10 protein-coding genes are annotated in these 17501 nt (G+C 51.6%); 6 read left to right on the top strand and 4 right to left on the bottom strand.

Annotated elements, in window-relative coordinates; all coding sequences use genetic code 11:
* The first annotated feature begins 17 nt into the window (after positions 1–17).
* The 4 genes from radC to dnaN all read left to right on the top strand — a co-directional run bounded on the left by radC (position 18) and on the right by dnaN (position 3144).
* Positions 18–737, top strand: coding sequence for a RadC family protein (gene radC / locus ADN00_RS13045; RefSeq protein ID WP_075063433.1), 720 nt, complete (start codon positions 18–20; stop codon positions 735–737).
* 17 nt (positions 738–754) lie between these two features.
* Positions 755–1189, top strand: coding sequence for a hypothetical protein (locus ADN00_RS13040; protein WP_075063432.1), 435 nt, complete (start codon positions 755–757; stop codon positions 1187–1189).
* Between the two features lie 206 nt (positions 1190–1395).
* Positions 1396–1938, top strand: a complete 543-nt coding sequence (locus tag ADN00_RS13035) for a hypothetical protein (protein WP_075063431.1) — start codon at positions 1396–1398, stop codon at positions 1936–1938.
* Between the two features lie 36 nt (positions 1939–1974).
* Positions 1975–3144, top strand: a complete 1170-nt coding sequence (gene dnaN, locus ADN00_RS13030; protein WP_075063430.1) for a DNA polymerase III subunit beta — start codon at positions 1975–1977, stop codon at positions 3142–3144.
* A 137-nt stretch (positions 3145–3281) separates the two neighbouring features.
* Here dnaN and ADN00_RS13025 read toward each other — a convergent pair whose 3' ends face one another.
* On the bottom strand, positions 3282–3848 hold the full coding sequence (locus ADN00_RS13025; RefSeq protein WP_075063429.1) for a hypothetical protein: 567 nt from the start codon (positions 3846–3848) through the stop codon (positions 3282–3284).
* A gap of 286 nt (positions 3849–4134) precedes the next feature.
* Between ADN00_RS13025 and ADN00_RS13020 the strand changes: the two genes are divergently transcribed.
* The gene (locus ADN00_RS13020; RefSeq protein ID WP_075063428.1) at positions 4135–5202 is read left to right on the top strand and encodes a hypothetical protein; all 1068 of its coding nucleotides are present in this window, start codon (positions 4135–4137) and stop codon (positions 5200–5202) included.
* A gap of 112 nt (positions 5203–5314) precedes the next feature.
* Positions 5315–8722, top strand: coding sequence for a DUF6094 domain-containing protein (locus ADN00_RS13015; RefSeq protein WP_160317525.1), 3408 nt, complete (start codon positions 5315–5317; stop codon positions 8720–8722).
* Positions 8723–8781: 59 nt separating this feature from the next.
* Here the strand turns inward: ADN00_RS13015 and ADN00_RS13010 are convergent, their stop codons facing one another.
* From ADN00_RS13010 to ADN00_RS13000, 3 genes are read right to left on the bottom strand one after another with little or no spacing between them, the layout of a single operon-like run.
* Positions 8782–9870 (bottom strand): DNA methyltransferase, encoded by a 1089-nt coding sequence (locus tag ADN00_RS13010; protein ID WP_201781195.1) that lies wholly within the window; start codon positions 9868–9870, stop codon positions 8782–8784.
* Between the two features lie 19 nt (positions 9871–9889).
* Positions 9890–14173, bottom strand: a complete 4284-nt coding sequence (locus ADN00_RS19570; RefSeq protein WP_082390119.1) for a DEAD/DEAH box helicase — start codon at positions 14171–14173, stop codon at positions 9890–9892.
* Positions 14174–14201: 28 nt separating this feature from the next.
* Positions 14202–17495 (bottom strand): DUF499 domain-containing protein, encoded by a 3294-nt coding sequence (locus ADN00_RS13000; RefSeq protein ID WP_075063424.1) that lies wholly within the window; start codon positions 17493–17495, stop codon positions 14202–14204.
* Positions 17496–17501 lie beyond the last annotated feature (6 nt).

The raw sequence follows: 17501 nt of genomic DNA, 5'->3' as shown, positions 1-17501 counted from the left end.
GCCAACTGGAGATAGACATGAACGAGCAACAACCGTACCTCTTACAAGAATCCACACCCCAAACCTATACCCTGCCTCGGTTGAAACACCTGCCCGTATGCGAGCAGCCTGGCTACCGCGTGGCGAAAGACTCGGATGCGTGCAGCCTGGCGGAACTCCTGGCGGTCATCATCGGCGGTTCTACTCAAATTGAAATCGCCGAACGCCTGCTGGCGCAGTATGGAACGGTTCAGAAGATCGCCCATGCGCACGTGATGGAGATTGCCAAAGTGCAGGGCGTAGGAAACCAGACCGCACTGAGGCTCAAGGCGTCTCTAGCGTTAGGACGCAAGCTGCTGCAGCCAGAAGATGAGCGTCCGGCGATTCACTCGCCTGGTGACGCTGCCCAAATCCTGATGCCCATGCTGGCGCACCGCGAGCAGGAGTACATGATCGTAATGCCACTCGACACGCGCAATCGGATGCTGGATGTGGTGGAAATCTATCACGGCAGCCTGAATTCATCGATGGTGCGCATTGGCGAGTTGTTCAAACCAGCGCTGCAGCGCAATGCCGCCGGAATCATCATCGCCCACAATCATCCCTCAACCGATCCAACGCCCAGTCCGGAAGATGTGAGCGTCACCCGCGCCATCGTGCAGGCCGGCAAACTCCTGGATGTGCCCGTGTTGGACCACCTGGTGATCGGCCTTTCACGTTGGGTATCGCTCAAGGAAAAAGGATTGGGCTTTTCATAAATCACAAGGAGAACCAGATGATCGAATCTGTAGAACTGAGTTTTGAAATCGCCAAGCTGCTAGCCCACAACGGCTACCCATCGGACGCGCCTGCTTTCACGGTGACCTGGGGACAGATCGCCGAAGCTGTCGCGCAGACGGTTCTGGCGCACAACCTGCCCACTGGCCAACTCACGGAAGAAACCGTATTGATCCTGGCGGATAAGATCCAGCGCGATCTGAAAGAGCTGGATCCGCTGAACTCGCGGGGAATCGTTCTGGACCGGGTGATGCCCCCCCTCTGTAGTTCGAGGGAGGTGACCAGCCGGGAAATCAACCCTGCGCTATGGGAGCCGGAGTTCGAGCCGGACGAAGGCCCGCTGGCCGAAATGTACGAGAATGCCACCCGCCTGGGCGACGACGAAGCCTATTGGGTGGATGCCGGCGCATCAGCCGGTTTTGACGACTTCTAGAGAGACGGTGAAACGCAGGGAGCAAGCGCCTGCGTTTCACGCTTCTTTCTGGCTTGCAGACAATGCTGGCGCAAGCGTGTAGATCAACCGCTCCGGTTGGTCTATAGACAGCGTGCAACATTGCTGTCAACGTGAGCAATGCATATACCGGTAGTTCTAACGTGAGTTGTTCCCTTTTTCGATCTGAATTTCATAGGAGAAGCGATATGGATTTTCAAATGTCTCGTTTGCGTATTCCTGTACCCCCTGCGTCGATTCTCGAACGCGCGGTTGGGTATCAAAACCACCACACACCAAAGGTGGGCAGAAGCCATGCCCGCTACCTGGCATTATGGTGGGAGCCCTGCGGTGATGAGGTGATGGTTTCAGATGGGATCGTTTCCTTTACCGGCCATTGGCCGGGTTACCTCACCTACATTCAGCACCCGCTTGTTGCTCCCGCTCTATTCAACTACAACCTCGGTTCTTCGGAAGATTTTGCCACATACCACCTCTTGATTGACCTGGACACTCACCAGGCCTTTGTGGTTCTGGTGCCTGAAGCCGAGCGGATTCTTTCCTTGCAGTGGGAGCAGCAGCCGCGCAACCCACTGGTGACGCTTTTCATGGAAGACCTGGAGCCGCTGCTGCGTGAATGGGCCAGGAACCTACAAGCCGATGTATCCATGGAAGCGGTGATGAGCCGCATGGCCGAGGATCAGAAAGCCGTTGATACGCTGCGCGCCTGGATGGACGCGCAGATTCCGTAATTACTTGACAGGAAAAACACAAGGAGGATCAGAATCATGGCAAGCAAAGTGACGGTTCAGAAGAATACCTTCGCCGAAAGCCTGGCGATTGTCGGGCGGGCGATTGCATCTCACACGCACCTGCCCGTTCTCGGAAACATCTTGATCAGCAAGGAGGAGAGCCAGCTGCGCCTTTCAGCCACGGATCTGACCATAGGCGTTAGCGTGTGGATGGATGCCAAGATGGATGGCGATGTCGGGCTGACCCTGCCGGCGAAAACGCTCACCGACGTGGTTAATTCGTTCACCGAACCGGAAGTGACCTTCTCCGTGAACGGGAAGCCGGAGGCTGCGTTGAAGTGCGGCACCTACAAAGGCGTGGTCAAGGGGATGGAAGCAGAGGAATTTCCCAAAATGCCGGAGTTTGATACTTCTGGCGGCATTCCGATCGACGCAGCGACTCTCAAGGAGATGATCCGCGCGGTAGCATTTGCCGCTTCGGTGGATGAAAGCCGTCCGGTGCTGACCGGGGTTCTGCTCCAGATGGAGGGAAAGACGATTTCGTTGGCGGCAACAGATGGTTTTCGCCTGGCACTGCACAAAACGGAAGTCGCGCTTTCACTTGAGAAAAAGCAGTTGATCATTCCGGCCTCTGTGCTGAAAGAAGTTCTGCGTATCCTAAGCGCGACAAAAGCCAGCACGGTCACGCTGTACCTGCCCTCTGCCGGCAGCCAGGTGGTGCTGCGCCTGGACGACAGCCGTCGCGTGCAGATCGTTTCCCAACTGATCGACGGAAAGTTCCCCGATTACCAGGTGATCATCCCCAAAGGTTACAAGACCCGCACGATTGTGGATGCGGGCGAGCTGCTGAAAGCCTGCAAGCAGGCCGGGATCATCGCCAGGGAAGGGAGCAACGTGGTTCGCTTCCACCTGCAGCCGGGCACGGATCAGAGCGGCAAGGTCAAACTGCTGGCTGCTTCAGCGGAAACCGGCGAGAGCGAAATCGAGCTAGATGCAACCGTGGAAGGACAGGAGTTGGAAATCGCGTTCAACGTGAAGTTCTTGCAAGACGCCTTAGAAGCGATTTCCACGAAACGCGTGGTGATCGAGACGAACGCGCACAACACGCCGGCGATGATCCGCCCTGCTGGTTGCGTAGCATCCCCGACAGGGGAAGAGCAGGACGCGTACCGGTATGTGTTGATGCCAATGCACATTGACTCATAATAACATTCGGTAATAAATTGGGGGTCTCCACACCAGTCGTTGGTGTGGAGACTTCCCTAAACATATGACAACTGCATTAATTTGTATAACGTGAAGAGAGTTGATCTTAATTTGTTCAGAGAGAAATATCTAAATCATTATTGGTGTTTTGAGCTCATACGTTCAAATAGGGTCGTAAGAAGCTTCCCACCCTTTAAAAGGTCTATGCTAAACCCAAAAACTCCCGGTTTCACTTCAAATATCGCTGCAACATCAGAGAGAGGGACCTCATTGAGGATTTTATTAGCCTCCTGGAAGATGTCTTTTTCTGTATTATTTGCTGACTCGGCCAGTTTATTCAAAATGTGATCAATCCATATTCGCGGAACTGATGGTTCCTCCTGTTGTACTCTTTCTCCTAAGTTTATATAAATCCATGGATGTTCTCTTGGGTCAAAAACAACAAAGTCAACATTTATCAATAGCAAGCCAGGTGTTTTTCTAATTTCGTGCAATTCTCTTTCAGTCCAACTTTTCCTCAAAACTTCAGCTTTGGTAGCTTCTATATCACCTACAAAAGGCTTTACTACAGCGCCAGAATGACCAAGGTTCCTGGCAAATCGTTCTAGAGATAGATCTAATCTATGCACGAACTCGGTTTGTGCGTCAATATAATCTTCTAGAAGTAAAAAAAAATAGACACCTATATGAACCGAGTGTTTCACCTAAAAAACTATGGGTGATGTGCATATTTTCTCCTCTGATGAGTGATTTTAATTTTATGAAATTTTGCTGTTATGTCAAATATAAATGGTGACTCTGGCAAAAATTTTCAATATCAGCTTTCTTTTATATAGCTTATCTTCCAAAAAAGCAAATGGAAGCTGATCAATTGGATTGATCTGCTTCTGTTTGCTGTTCTGATCACGCTTGTGAGCGGAACTGCGAGAACGTGAGCAGTGTTTTCTAGAGTTCTTCAACGTAAGCTATTTCACTTTTCAGGAGGAGCAGATGAACGTGTATGAGGACAAGTATTTGAGAGACAAGATCAGCCGGATTATTGCCCGGCAGAAGGAGGGTAAAGTTGTCATTGCTGCCTACAAAGATGGCAGCGGGCTTCCGACGAGAGAGGATCTGGGGCAGTGGCTGGCACGCGCGGCATATCCATACGATTATGCCGTTGGCAGCGCCGGTTTCCTGAACTACGATTCGGAGCTTGGAGCCTATCTCTACACTGCAAAACCAGGCGTCAAACAGCCAGAGGTGATCTCCCACTACCAGCCCTTGTCGTTGGCAGAAGCCGAACTGATCGTGCAGCAGCGCATGGCGCGCATTCACGCCGGCGATACGGCGGTCACCTTCTCAGGCGTACATACCTGGAAGGGGATGTATGAAATCCTGCGCGAGATCAACGAAGAACTGGCGCGAGTCAATGCCGGAATTGTGGTCTGGAAAATCACCCCAAGAGAAGGAAGCGGTCAAGAACCGGCGAAGCGGTTGTTTACCGGCGCGGTGCCTCGTCTGCGTAACGGGCAGGCGATGGGCCACGTTACCGGCTACGCCTTCGACGACGATCACGCGCTGGCATATATGGGGTTGGTAGGTTACAAAACCAGCCTGGAGTCGCTGCGGATCACGCTGATGACCGGCAAATCGCTGCAAATGATACAAGATGGAGTGGGCGATCACACCCTGATCCCAACCGATAAGTACGAACAGGCCTGGCAGGCCATGCCCGAGTACACCAGTCACCATGCCGCTTTCGTCTCGCGCCTGGCAACGCCGGGCAAGTGGGAGCCGGAGGACCTGGTTGCATATCTTCTCGTTTTTCGCGACGTCTCGGACCCGAGCGCGGAGTTAATCCGCCTGTTCACCGAGCGCCTCAAGGAAGCATTGGAGATACCGATCCTCGATGCATGGGCGAGTGTGCTTTGGGAGCAGGCCAGTGACTGCAAGTATGTCCAAAAGATGAATGTCGGCGGCGATTGCACCCTTGGCGCGAAGATCGATCTACAAGCAGATTGGCAGGAACTGCTTTCGAACCTGCTTGCTGAAAAGGTCATCGCCCTGACCGCCTGACCTGTACTGCAAAATCATCGATCTTTCACCCCGGAGGGGGATGCAAATCAACCCCTCGTGGGGTGAGGCGTATCTCCTTTCGGGGATTTTGTTTTCTCGGAAGGAGACCCAAATGCGTCCACCAGCAATTGAACGGATGGGGTATTACCCCACGGATGAGCCGGTTGTCGAGATCATCCGCACCTATGTAGTGCCGCCCACCGAAAAAGGGCGGTTATTTGATCCCTGCGCGGGCGAAGGAAAAGCTGCGGCCGCCTTGGGAACCGCGCTCAACTGCGAGACCTGGGGGGTAGAACTTTCCCCGGACCGCGCGGAAAAAGCGCAGCGTGTTCTGGACAAGGTTTACCAGGCACCCTGGCAGGCCTGCGTGCTCAGCGATGAGAGCGTTTCGTGGCTTTACCTTAATCCCCCTTACGCCCCTTCGGGCGTCCCCCAGGGGGACGAATTTGATCGATTTGAAAACCACCCCGCAGAAATCAGTGGGGCAAGTAAGCGGTTGGAGTGGGACTTCCTCAAAACCACCACGGCGAAGCTGGTTCGCGGCGGCCTGCTCACCTACATCGTCCCGCAGAAGATCCTCGGGGTGCTGGAAGTGGCGCGGCTGCTGGTTAGCCAGTACGAGGCGATCACCATTGCCCGTTTTCCGGATGGTCTGTACGAGAAGTTCAAACAGGTGGTGGTGCTGGCGTATAAGCGCAAGGTGTTCCAGCCGGCGACTGAGGAAGCTGTGCACGCCCTGCAAGCGCAGGCGGCGATGGAACTGGAGCCAATCCAGGCAGCCCATGAGCCGGTCTACCACCTGCTGCCAGCGCCGGTTCGTGGCGCAAACGGCAAGCCGGTGGTGTTTAAGCGCACAGATTGGGAGCCGGAAGAGGTGGTGGAAGCAACCACAGCGGCCGGCGTTCAGCAGACAAGCGAATGGCTTGATCTGATCCATCCGAACCGCAGCGCCGTGCAACTGTCGCTGCCGGTGATGCCGCTCAAGAAAGGACATATCGCCATGTTGATGGCTTCCGGCATGATGGGCACGGTGCGTCTGGCCGATGAAGCCGGCAAACCGATGCTGATCAAAGGGCGCGTGGTAAAGGTTGTGGAGAAGACTGAACAGCCCGACGCAAAAGAAGCGGATACCGTGGTGGAGACCTACAAGGATCGTTTCGTCACCACGGTGGCGGTGCTGCGGCAAGACGGCATTGAAGTGATCAAGGACGTGAGTGGTTTGTCGAACTTCATGAAGGCGTACGGCGAGCAGATCGCCGCGCACGTGCTGGAAACCTACCGCCCGCTCTACAACCTGAACCCCACTGAGAAGGAAATCGCTGTTTTGGACGCCCTCGGCACGCAGCGCAAGAAGCTTCCGGGCCAGGAACGAGCCGGGTTACTACCGGCGCAGCGGCACGCAGCTGCTGCCATGGCGCGCTCAATTCGCCGGCATGGGGTAGGCAATATGCAAGGAGAAATGGGAACCGGCAAGTCGAGCGTGGGAGCAGCAGTTACAGAACTGCTCGATGCTTACCCGGCGCTCGTCCTCTGCCCGCCGCACCTGGTGCCCAAGTGGATCCGCGAGATCGAGGAAGTGATCCCGGGTGCGCGCGCGAGAGAGCTGCGCCGGATCGGGCGAAACAGTGGCGAGATCGCGGACACCAATGACGTGCGCGATTTCCTGAACCAGTATGAACAGGCTTGTGAGACAGCCAAAAGATCAGGAGGTGCAAAACCAAAATGGGTGGCCGTTGTGGCGCATACCTCGGCAAAGTACGGCGCCGGATGGCAACCGGCGGTGATCTACAAAAAAGCTATCGATCCATTGACCGGCAAACTCGTGGATGCCTGTGCCTGCCCGGCCTGCGGCCAGGTGGTGATGGACAATCAGGATGGTATGGCAGTTCCGGTAACGGACGCCGCTGTCCTGACCGAGAAACGGCGGTTCTGCCGCCAGCGTATTCCCGGTTGGGAACTAGACCCGGATGGCCGGCGCAAGCTGGACACAAACGGTGAATCGGTGTGGGGGTTACGCCCCTGCAACACGCCGCTCTTTACCTTCAACGGCGCGCGCCGCTACAGCATCGCCGAGTACGTGGCGAAACACGCTCGCGGCCGCTTTAAGCTGCTTATCGCGGACGAGGCCCACGAGTTCAAGTCCAAGTCCAGCGATCGGGGCGTGGCGTTCCACCAACTGGTGACTGCTGCTAAACAAACGCTGACCCTCACCGGTACGTTCTTCGGCGGAAAAAGTACCAGTATCTTTTGGCTGTTGCACCGGCTCAACGCCGGCGTCCGGCGCGACTTCGCCTTCCATGATGAAAAGCGCTGGGCGCGGTTGTATGGAGTGCTAGAATCCACCCGCCGGCGCAGGCGCAATAATGACGCGGATGAAGATGGCGTGTACACGGGCAACCGGCGCTATCGCAACCAGGCCAAAGAACAACCGGGCGTGAGCCCGGCCATCGTGAGCCGACTGCTGGACACGACAATCTTCCTCAGCCTGAAAGATCTGAACCTGGCGCTGCCGGCCTACAAAGAGGAGGTGGTTGCCCTGGATATGCTCGATGACCAGGCGCAGCAGTACCAAAGCATGGACAGCAGTCTCAAGCAGCTGGCGCTGCAATCGAGTCGTTACCTTTCTACATGGCTGCAATGGAGCCTGGCGCGGCCAAACTCCGCGTTCCGGGATGAAGTTGTGCTAGTGGATGAGGTGGAAGATGCGGACGGCAAGAGCCTGCGCAAAGTGCCGCTGATGGAGCTGCCGGCAATCAATCCCAACGGCCACAAGTGGCTGCCAAAGGAAAACTGGCTGGCCGACTTCTGCAAGGCCGAAAAGCAACAGGGTCGCAAGGTGCTGGTGTATGTGCGTCAAACCGGAACGAGGGATATTCAAGACCGCGTGCAGATGCCCCTTCAGGCGAACGGACTGCGGGTGACCATCCTGGGCAGCAACGTGGATCCGCGCAAGCGGGAAGACTGGATTGCCAAGCGTGTGAACGGGATCGACGTGCTGATCTGCAATCCCCGCCTGGTGGCCACCGGGTTGGACCTGATCCAATTCTCATCCGTAGTGTTCTTTGAAATTGAATGGAGCCTCTACACCTTATGGCAGAGCGTTCGAAGAGTATGGAGGTTGGGCCAGACGCAGCCGGTCAAGGCGATCTTCACAGTCTACAACTCGGCGATGGAAGCCAAGGGACTGACCCTGATGGGTCGCAAGATGAAGGCCGCGCAGTTAGTCTACGGCGATGAGGTGGGCGGCGCGATCGTACCGGAAGAGGAGGGCGATTTTTTGACGCAGCTTGCACGCGATGTGCTGGATGGCGCAAAGCTCTCGGACCTGCAAACCCTGTTCGCCGATGACCTGCAAGTGAGTCACAACCCGATGGGCAGCCTGACCACGCCGAGTGCAGTGATCCTGTCAGGTCCGAAGGTGCTGAATTGGGATGAGTGGGTGACGCAGAAGATGGTGATTGTGAGGAAATCGAGAAGAAAGGAGGTGGTACCGGAGGGGCAGATGGGGTTGGGAATATAACCAACAAAAAGGCTCGGTCATCCCGAGCCTTTTTGTTGGTTATCGGAATAATAGATCGTCTATAAATCTCTACTTGTCCAAATGTCATATTCTGTTAAAGGTTCCGTTACAGTACGTAGAAAAGCATTAGCCTGACGTTTTCCTTCGCTTGCTGACCCCGCATTAACGATCTTGGTAATTTTCCAGCCACTGTTTTGAATACTTTTAGTAATTAAGTCGATGGGGCTTGTGCGTCTATCAGATATTCCCCCAAAACGAATTACCATTGTTGCGTCATTGGCACACACTAGAGAAGTATTTTTCCACACCTTCTTCAAATCATCAGAAAATTTTTCTGCTCCTGAATGGGCTAATTGATTTTCGTTTGTGTAATCAACTATATCAGGCCCACCTACAAACCAATTTCGAAGCCATTGATCGGGAATGTAAGTACGCATACCATAATAGGGTGGTGAAGTTATTACCCATCTAAACAAAGATCCTTTTTCGAGTGGTTCCAATGATCCTCGGTTGCGGCTATCTGCCAGTTTTACATAGCCGGAAACGCCTGGGAGAGGTTTGTAGTATCTTTTTGCCCGTCGCTCAATAACGCCCATTACATCTATAGGCTCAGGGTACAAACCTCGTTCTTTCCAAAACCGAATTGAATAAGCCGGTTTTGGGGCATATGTTCGCGGACATTGGTTTGAAAAATAACTAGGGAACGTTTTTTGTTTCGGCCCGTGTAAAGCTCCGAGAATAATTCCCCGTAATGCAATCCGCGCAGGGGAGGTGCAATTGTTTAAAAAAGCTGCGCGAAAGTGGCACAAGGCTCGTAATACATCTGAATGATACGCCCAATTCCAAAAATCTCCTTCAGGTATGGAAAAGGTGTATTGAGTGTTTATTATCACTCGAGCTTCTGCTAATATATCTTCAGGGCTTACCGTCACTAATTTCGCAGCTGAGATAGCAACAGCTACAGGACTCGAATCTACACCTAATGAATCAAGGCCAAGAAGACGGGCCGCGAAGTTCGTTGTTCCGCGTCCGCAGAAAGGGTCGAGCACAGTATCCCCCCTGTGAGCCATCGTTCCAAGGATTTCGAGCGGAAACTCCAATGGGAACATTGTGAAATATGGGCAAAGAGCATTCAGCGTTGTTTCCACAACTTATATTCTTTCCCTTTTAATGCCATCTAACCACTATCTGACGATCTGTTCCGTTAGTCGTAGGTATAGTAGCTTGTTGGGTTTGACGGCAAAACTCTGAAACGTATGATTTTACTGCCTTTGAAGTTTCGAGAGTCTCTCTGTCTGATGGTAGGTGATAAGCAAGATTATCAGATATAACAAGTATACACTTCGCTCGAGCTCGAGATATAGCAACATTGGTCCGCTCAAGTTGAAGTAAAAATTCCTCCTCATTTGAAATGAGGTCAGGGTCACCAACACCAAACGAGATAATTATGGTATCCCGTTGACCACCTTGAAAACGCTCAACTGTGTCTACGGCAGAATCGATATCCGTAGGGGAATGGGTAGGAAAGATTTGCCTCAATCGCCGAACAATTAATGCGCGTTGCGCGCGATGAGGCGTCACAATGCCTATTCCCCGATTCCAGAAGGAAACAGGATCATAAGCAATATGATTAGGTAATCTTGGATTCCCGTTTTGATCCAATTCGTTATCCAGTCCTTGTGACATTGATAGAAACAGCTCTTGGATAATTCCGCACACCAAATCAGCTTCAAAATCGTTTGCTTGGCCTGCTCTGCCGTCTTGATATGTAATACAAGTTAAGTGGCGGTTGGGCTCAGTTATTTGTGTGAGATCAGAGAACCAGGGAACAATGCCATTCCAAGTCTGCGGTTGAGCAAGAAATGATACTTGCCGATGAAGACGAACATTTGGCGAATGGGCAGAAAGGTTATGTGGATATCCTATGCGGTGACCGTATTCAACAAATGGTAACGCTGATCGGTAATTGACAAGAAGTGTTTGTAAAGAGCAATGATGCCGCTCAATTAGGTATGTTTGAATACTGCCTACTAACCATTCTGCCCCACGAGGCGGTTGTGTCGCCACCACTGGTGGCATTTGTAAGTGGTCTCCAAAAAATATGATGTCTGAATTTGGTGCCATAAGGCACAGCGGGAATAACGCTTTACCAACATCGAGTTGTGAACTCTCATCAATTACAGTAAAGTCAAAGTAAGGATACTGAGCCGTATTTTTAGAAATATCCGCTATTCGATAACATTGATGAGCAACAGTTCCGACTAGGGTGATGCCTCCGGGTGCATCTAATTCTTGGATCATTGAGTTAAAGTTTGGATCCAATGAATTAGAAACTGTGTCGAAGACAGGTAAAGTGGTGGGAGGAAGAGGAGCATGTACAGGATGATAGGAAGAATAAACTCGGTAGCACTGAATATTTTGAGCCTGGAAATTCCCAAGGAGGTTTAAGACATCATTGAATAGATTTTCCCAAGCGGTGTAAGTTGGCCCGGTTATTAGTAAGCGTAAAGTTTCTCCAGTTGCTTGGGCTATTAATATCCGTGCAACAATAAGAGCAGCTGCGGTAGTTGTTTTACCTGTTCCAGGAGGCCCCCAGACAATGGATAACTTGTGTCCAAGACAGTGCGTAAGGGTTGCCTGTTGTGAACTATTTACTGGCCAACCTGAGTTTGTTATTGAACTCAATGCGCCTTGAATGAGGCTGGTTGTGATATTTGTACTTTGACCAGATAGCGATACTGCATCCCATAATACTCTAGCTGCTGGAGTGATTGCGTCATTGCGAGGCAAATTAGTTCCCGGTCGATGACCAAGCGCGTTATATGTGGGTGTTGCCGCTGCTGCGATAGGTGGACGGCCAATAGAGAGGAGACATTGCCGAATACGCTCAGTTATAGAAACCCCTGTTCCCCTAACAAGGCTTGCAGATGTTGAGACGTTAACTAGATTATGATTGAAAAGTAATTGGCGAAGAGCGCTAGTACTACCGTAATTCGTTAATCTGACTTGTGCTTGGAGTGTGTTCCGATCGTATGAAACGAGTGTAGCTTTAAAAATATCATGCATTCTCCGGTTCTGGTCTTCATGGGGCAATTGACTATATATGTTTTGAGGCACAATATCTCGTATTCTCAAATCAAGAAAACCAGGCATATTTTCATCTTGCAATGCAAGAAACTCTTCGCCATCACGGAACTTACAATCCTGCGAACTGGATCTAACACTGAAAATAAAATCGTTATTGTTTACCGATAAGAGAGTAGAAAACCGAAGAATATCGTAACTTGCTTCGAGCTGCTCTGGTTCAGCCGACCAAATATGCTCAAGCTCAATAGCGTTAACAGCCTCTTCAAGACGTGCCCAGCCATACCAAAGGCGACCATCTTCGCTCATTTGTTGGAAGTTAAATGGAATACCTATACTTAGAGAAGGTGCATTCAAATTTATACGATTCGCCATGTCAGAACGGAATTTCCACACAATGTTCCTTATGGCTTTTACTTGGCTTTCCACAGTGTTACCGTAAGAAACAATACACTGGGACCTGGTCACTTGGGTGTTACCTAATTGGATAAGTGGTTCTCCTGACCAAATTTCATATATTCTCTCTCTAGGAATCATATCGGAGAAAGGGTCATAATAGAAACTTCCAGGATTTTGTGCTGGGTATTGCTGGTTATGATATACACGTTCTACATTAAATATTGTGAGGCAATGGGGAACAGGCAAACGTAAGTTGGCTTGAACTACATTTTTCATGAATGTGATAGGGTTTGCCCTTGTTATTTCGTTGTTTTGTAAAGTTTGTTCTGGTGGGAAAAGCCAAATTAATCCTTGTAGTACTCGGTTATTTGTTGACGAGACAATGTAGTCTAAATGGCGGCCGATTGCCTTTGTTAATTCTTCAAACTGCCTTCGGTCCCAAAAGTATAGTTGTGTTCGAGTGTTAGCGGCATTTGGTCCTCCTCTTTGAGGATCTGGGTCATATGCGAATGCAAAGATATCTGCTAACCTGGACAAAAATGAGAAAACTGTGGTTCGTTCTTCTGTTAAAGTGGCAGTTAGTAGCGTTTGTGAAACAGCTGGCCATGTCCGCTGAACAGGTATTTGTTGTCCACCATTTGTTCTTTGCCTAAAACGGGCTTCTGAACCAATCGCGGTTAGCAACCCTGTACCAGAATCAAAGTTAACAGATATAAATATTTCAAGATCCACCCATCGAGGAAAATCAACCGTTGTGGTATTTGGCGCAAGAGAGGGAGCCCCACTTGTAAGCGCAACCGCGCGATGCGGTAGATGATTTCGGTCAGCTTTTAGCGCATTATGCTGATCAAATACCTGTGAGGATGCAGGTAGATTTGCTACAGAGGGAATATCTGTAATGCCTGACATCTGCAGGGTTAAACGCCCACCACGAGTTATGGTAGCAACTCGACTTAAATGCGCGCAATCTTCAGCAGCTGTGACGCAGTAATGGTTGCGATGGTTAGCGAGTATAGTTCTATCTGCTGCGGACAACCATCTATCATATCCAAGGAAATCACAGTTTGAACAACGAGAATCGACATGCCAGTCTAATGAATTCCAGTTAGGAGCAGAAAGAACGCGAGCAAGATCAGTTTTGAAAAAATGATCTATTGTCTGGAAGAAAATTGGATAATCTACTCCTTCAAGATCGTCCATGTAGGCCTGCAATTTTTCAGTAATTGAAGCCGTTGTAGTTGTTGCAATCAAATGAGCTAAGCTGGATATTTCTTTTGCACGTGTCCATAAGCTTATTTGATCTGACACGTAATAATCGTGATCAAGATTCATTAATTCCAGCCAATTAGAAAGCAGGACTGCATAAAGGGTAACTTCCGAGCTGTAACTAGAATTTGCTTCCCCGGCATGCTTAATATCGGTGATCAAAAGTCCTTGTCTAGTATCGTTTGGTTGAATCGGCTGAGTATCACCATTTGAGAGAACTTCCAAATCATTTACGCGTGATGATTGGGCCAAAATTATATCAGGCCTGAATGAGGTGAATTGAGGGATCAATGAAATCACACTAGAAGGAACACCAATGTTTTGCAAGAACCTTGTTCGCAAATCCACATGTGTGAATTCGGGCTGTAAAACAAAGATTGGCAAAATTGTGTGCTGCTGAAGAGCATCAATTAAATTCTGGTTCCCGAACCTGCCATTTGCTTTGTTTGCGAACAAATATCCATTAATACCTGAATAATTCGGAGACGAAAAACTTCCGAATGCATTTTCCAAATCAGACATTTTCGCTTGTTCCCATTCAACTCCAACATCGCGAAGGATTTGAACAGCAGGTCTGGCTGTGAGTGGCACAGGCCAATTTAAATGATTTAACTCTTGAGGGTTATAAAGTGAAAGAAGCAATTGCTTGTCGCATTGCGTGCGAAGAAATTGTGAAAGTACATTTTTACCAAAGCGAGTCATTTTTTTACCCTACGTTAAATAAACCAGTCTACTGAGATCCGCCTTTTACATCCTCGATTTTCACCCCGCTCACACGCTGACGAAGTTCCGTCAGGTTCATGTTGACTGAATGATCATTTACATCGCCCTTAAGCTCGAGCCTTAGATCGATCGTAATCGTCGCTTCACCCAATTTACTAAGCGCGTTGGTCGCCTTGATCACATGGGCCAGGTCCACGGCCGATACTACACCCGAGAACCTTAAATGCCGCACGTCCGGTGGCAGAACTTTTGGCTTGCCAATGAACCCGGCCAGGGTAAGCGCCTTTGCATCATACTGCGCAATCCCTGTTGCTTCTTCCGTTACGCCGAAGCGCTGCTCTTTGATGCAGCGCTGCAAGGCGTTGAGCAAGCCCTGCTCGGTAACGCGCTCGCTGCCATAGGTGCTAACCGCTTTCTGGTAGATCTCCTGGACAGAGACCAGACCATCATCAGGCACTAATGCAGCGACTTCATCCGCCGATACTGGCAGCGGTACGTCTTCTCCAATCAGGTATCCGGAGAAACCAATATCGGAAAGCGCGAGTTCCGTCTCCGCGCCACGCTGAATGGTGGCGTTGCTGGAAGTAGCATACCCAAACAGACCTGCTTTCACCCCATCCAAAATTGCAGTGAAGAAAGAGGCGGGGTCGGCCCTGCCGGTGACCATGGGCGAATTGCGGGCTGCGTGGAAAACGGCCTGAACCGGGCTGCGAGGGGAGGTGACCAGCATGGCCACTTCCTCTTTAGTGATGGGTTTGAACAGAGCATTGACCTGGTCAATCCGCATTAGCACCGTGCGATGGCTGATTTCCAGCATCCCTAAATCGTTCGCGTCAAAAGCTCCCAGGTGGATGCGCCCATGCTCATAGGATCCCTTTTTGAGCATGTCCTCATTGGTATCGGTCAGCACCCCAAAGCCAAATATGCCGCGTTCGACGCCTTTCTTGACCATGTTGCGCAGCACGTCAACGCCGGTCAGGATCGGGGCGTCGCTGCGCCGGGAAAACTTCTCCCATAACGTCTGTGTGGTGATGACCGTTGCCGTTTTCGGCCAGAGCGATTCCCAACGCCCATCCAACAAGGACGGATTGAACTCCTGGTGGATCTTCCCATTCGTGATCAGGTCTTCATATGCCTGTTGGATGACGGTTCGATTCAAAGGCGCGTAGCCCAACTCGACCACTTCGTACTTGCTGGCTTCGCCGTTAGGAAGAATCACTGTCCGGTAGGCTTTCTTGATAAATTCCTTTGCATCGCCACGCGCGGAGCTGAGTTTCTCGCGAATGTAATCCTGCTGGCCCTCCGAGAAGCGCGCCATTAGCCCGGAATCGTTCAAGACGTTCTCGGCGGCGATCCAGTCCATCGTCCGACCAATTGCCTGGCCGATGCTGCCAGCGTCCGGTACCATGAACATGACCATATTCCGGTTCATGCGGTGGCGCGCGCCATAATTTTCTGAGATGTTGCTAAGGAAGGTGGTTAATTTGCCGTCCAGTTTTCCCTGGTGCAAAGGCTGTCCGGGCGGCAGGATCACCATTTGCAGCGCCCCTTCATCAGGAACATTGGCTGGTTCTTTGACCAATCCATTATGGAAACCATAGAGACTGATATTGAATAGGTTGGATTTCCCTAAAATGTCCTCAATGAGACTTTCAACTTTTCGCCGGGCCTCATCCGTTTCCACATTCGACCGCTCATCCGCCAGCACCTTGTTTGGGTTGGGTTCGGTCTTGAAGATCAGCCCGCCCTCTTCTTTATAGTAGAAGTACAGGCGCTGGGCGCAGTCGTCCATTGCCTGGTGCAAATCGGGCAGGGGGATGTCGGGATGAATGACCGCCAGGCGGATATCCGGCTCCGGGGTGGGGCGGGTCATCATGCCGCCGTGGGTGAACATGAGCACGCTGGTCGCAACGCCCTGTGTGAGTTTATATCGTTTATACAGTCCGCCGCGCTCGTGATCGATCTTCTGCGAGATGGATTCTTTACCTTCCCAGATCGATTCACTGCCCTCCCATGTAGCGATATCGGTGCCAATCACGGCTTCCCAGACGCTCCCGGCCACCTTGAGCGTTTCGCCGCGGAGATCGTCATCACTTAAATCAATATCGGACAGGTGAATCACCGGTCCTTGTGCCAGGTGGGCGGATTCAGGCTTCCAGAGGTGCGCCAGAAAGTGCGAGAGGAAGCGCAGCGTGCCACGAGTGAGTTGGAACTGCGGGCGGCTGCCCCAGCGCTCATACAGCACATCGATAATCGATGGGTGGAATGGGTAAGCCCGATCAAGCAGCCCTTCGTACGCCGTATCCCGGCACTTAGCCGGCAGCACATCGCGCCAGGGATCGGTGCGGTACATCTGGCTGTAACACTGGGCTGCCTGTGTGGATAAATTCGTGGAGACGTGCTCGAACAGGCGCAGGCGGGCTATTTCGTAGATTTCAGAGGACTCAATCGGGGTGCGGACATCTTCCAGGCGGCGCAGCACATCCTCTAACTGAGACAGTGTGAACATTGCCTGATCCTGCGTTAGCACCTGAATGCCTTCCATGTCGCTGGCAGTGAGGGAAGCAACCAGAACGCTGTGATCCACCTGGTCTACGGCTTCGGACAGCTCGCGTAAAAAAGCTACGGTCTGGGTTCCGAGGTTGGAGTCAGCCACCGGAATACCGGCTGCTTTGTCTACGTAGTGCAGCAGCTCGTCGATCAGAATCAGGTTCGGACCGGCCTGCACCAGCACGTTGCGTAAATCATCCACGCCGGGCGAGGTGCGGTGCTGGTCATTCTCGCGGATCAAGTTATACAGCTCAACACCACCCAAGCGATAGGCGATTTCACCCCACAGGGTGAGAATTTTCAGCCCGCCTTCCACCTGCCGTCCCTGGGCGTTGAGATCGGCGCAGGGAAGGGCGGCGACCGAAGCCTTCGGGATTTCGGTGATGCCATTCATCGCCAGGAAATCGGCCAGGTGGGTGACTTCCAGCGCTTGCTGCGGAGAGGTCAGCAAGTGATAAAGAGCCAGCTCCGCGTGGGATTTGCCGCCCCCAAAGTTCGTTTGCAGGTGCAGGACACTGTTGGAGACTGGCTGCCTGCGCAGAATATTGACTACATCGAGAATCAGGCTTTGCAGGGTACGCGTCAGGTAAGTGCGCTCGAAGAACAGCTTTGGCTCGCGATACTCGCTGGCTCCCTTGTTGTTGATTGCCCGGCTAAGATTGACCGCGAACAGGGTTTCATTGACTTTGTTTTCACGAATATCTTCGTGTGGAAGAACACCTTTACGCCAATTCTGCAATGCCTGACTCATACGCTC

The organism is Ornatilinea apprima (assembly GCF_001306115.1).
In the GTDB taxonomy this organism is placed as follows: domain Bacteria; phylum Chloroflexota; class Anaerolineae; order Anaerolineales; family Anaerolineaceae; genus Ornatilinea; species Ornatilinea apprima.
Note: the sequence above shows the minus strand (reverse complement) of the source record. Positions and strands in the feature narration are given on the sequence as shown.

Coding starts and splice junctions, on each gene's coding strand:
- ADN00_RS19570 (WP_082390119.1), bottom strand. CDS start 14,173: ATGACTCGCTTTGGTAAAAATGTACTTTCACAATTTCTTCGCACGCAA.
- dnaN (WP_075063430.1), top strand. CDS start 1,975: ATGGCAAGCAAAGTGACGGTTCAGAAGAATACCTTCGCCGAAAGCCTG.
- ADN00_RS13015 (WP_160317525.1), top strand. CDS start 5,315: ATGCGTCCACCAGCAATTGAACGGATGGGGTATTACCCCACGGATGAG.
- ADN00_RS13020 (WP_075063428.1), top strand. CDS start 4,135: ATGAACGTGTATGAGGACAAGTATTTGAGAGACAAGATCAGCCGGATT.
- ADN00_RS13035 (WP_075063431.1), top strand. CDS start 1,396: ATGGATTTTCAAATGTCTCGTTTGCGTATTCCTGTACCCCCTGCGTCG.
- ADN00_RS13040 (WP_075063432.1), top strand. CDS start 755: ATGATCGAATCTGTAGAACTGAGTTTTGAAATCGCCAAGCTGCTAGCC.
- ADN00_RS13000 (WP_075063424.1), bottom strand. CDS start 17,495: ATGAGTCAGGCATTGCAGAATTGGCGTAAAGGTGTTCTTCCACACGAA.
- radC (WP_075063433.1), top strand. CDS start 18: ATGAACGAGCAACAACCGTACCTCTTACAAGAATCCACACCCCAAACC.